The organism is Candidatus Micrarchaeota archaeon (genome assembly GCA_028866575.1).
In the GTDB taxonomy this organism is placed as follows: Archaea; Micrarchaeota; Micrarchaeia; order Micrarchaeales; family Micrarchaeaceae; genus UBA12276.
In genome coordinates this window covers 1-1,310 of record JAGWHU010000042.1, presented here as the reverse complement: position 1 = coordinate 1,310, position 1,310 = coordinate 1, and the positions used below count along the sequence as shown (strand labels likewise).

General features: G+C 55.0%; 1 protein-coding gene. It reads right to left on the bottom strand.

The features are described from left to right. Nucleotides 1-95: 95 nt before the first annotated feature. Nucleotides 96-1,046, bottom strand: a complete 951-nt coding sequence (locus KGI06_06330) for an IS110 family transposase (protein ID MDE1871825.1) — start codon at nt 1,044-1,046, stop codon at nt 96-98. Nucleotides 1,047-1,310 lie beyond the last annotated feature (264 nt).

Sequence of the window (1,310 nt, the reverse complement as noted above, 5' to 3'; positions counted from 1 at the left end):
AACTAGATATATCGGGGTCAACTTCGATATCCACATAGCTCGAAACTGCGCCCGCACCCGTGGGCGCTTTTTTCTCAGTTGGTCTGACGGCAGGGCTAGACGCTCCGCTGCACAAACGGAGTACCCCGTGACCAGACGGCCCAAATGATGTGAATTAGTTTGCGCTCCACTGCATTGAGTGCGCTGGTGTAGTGCTTTCCTTCGGCGACTTTTTTTGCGAAGTAGGCTCCCAGTACCGGATTTCTGCGGCGAGCCACGAACGCGGCATTGAAGAGCATGCTTCTCAGATGTTTGCTGCCGCGCTTGCTGATGTAGCCGTGGCCGTTGATCGAGCTGCCGCTCTGATGCACCCGGCAATCAAGCCCGATAAAGGCAACCAATTTCTCGGGGGTAGAGAAACGATGAATGTCGCCGATGTAGGCTACGAGCGAGGCGGCTGATATCGCCCCGATACCGGGAATGGAGCGCAGAAGATGCTGTGTATGCGGCGCATAGGCAAGAAGCTCCGCTTCAAGGAGGAGTATTTCCCTCTGCAGGGCCGCGATGACGGATATGGAAGGGTCGTGCACGGACCGTTCGATGGCTCGCATGCGTACCATACGAGCTTCCTGTTGCCGCTTCATAATGGCAAGAATCTCAACCAAGCTCTCCCGTTCGGTGATGAGCGCCTTGAGGGCCAGGACATCGTCGGTCTCGGTGAAGAGCCGGCCGACGCCAAAGAGTACCATGGAGCGAACTGTTTGCGCATCCACCGCGTCAGTCTTGAGTTTGCGCAGCGTGTGCGCCGCGCCGAAGCGATGGCTTTCAAGCGGATTGATGATCATGACCCGATACCCGGTCTTGGTGAGCCGGGTCGCGAGCAGGAGGTGGTAGACGCCGGTGGATTCGACGCCGATCAATGTCTCGGCAGCGGAATGTCCAAGTGCCTCACTCGCAACGAGCAAGGCGTCGATGCCCTCGGGTGTGTTCTTGAACTTTTTGACGGAATTGTCATTGAGCGCGGCGTGGAAGGACGCCTTGCTCATATCGATGCCGATGGCGAGCATAGTGTGTTGCAATTAAAGGCTAAATTGTAGAGAGAAAAAGAAGAGAAGAAAAAGAGAGCCGTGAGTGCCCTTGGTCTCAACGTGTGCCATACCTTCCCCTGCTAGTTCCTCTCCATTCGTGGCCGAGCCACAACTAGATTATCCGCAGCACGAAAGGTTTTTTCGTGAGACCATATGTTTTTAAAGAGACTTGAAGTCTAAGCCCCCGCTGATGGCCACTCACAAAAAAAGCGTACCATGTAGTGGTACGCTCTCAGTATAGGA

What these genes read in the sequence shown, in the direction of transcription:
- KGI06_06330 (MDE1871825.1), bottom strand. Translation starts at nt 1,046, where the DNA reads ATGCTCGCCATCGGCATCGATATGAGCAAGGCGTCCTTCCACGCCGCG.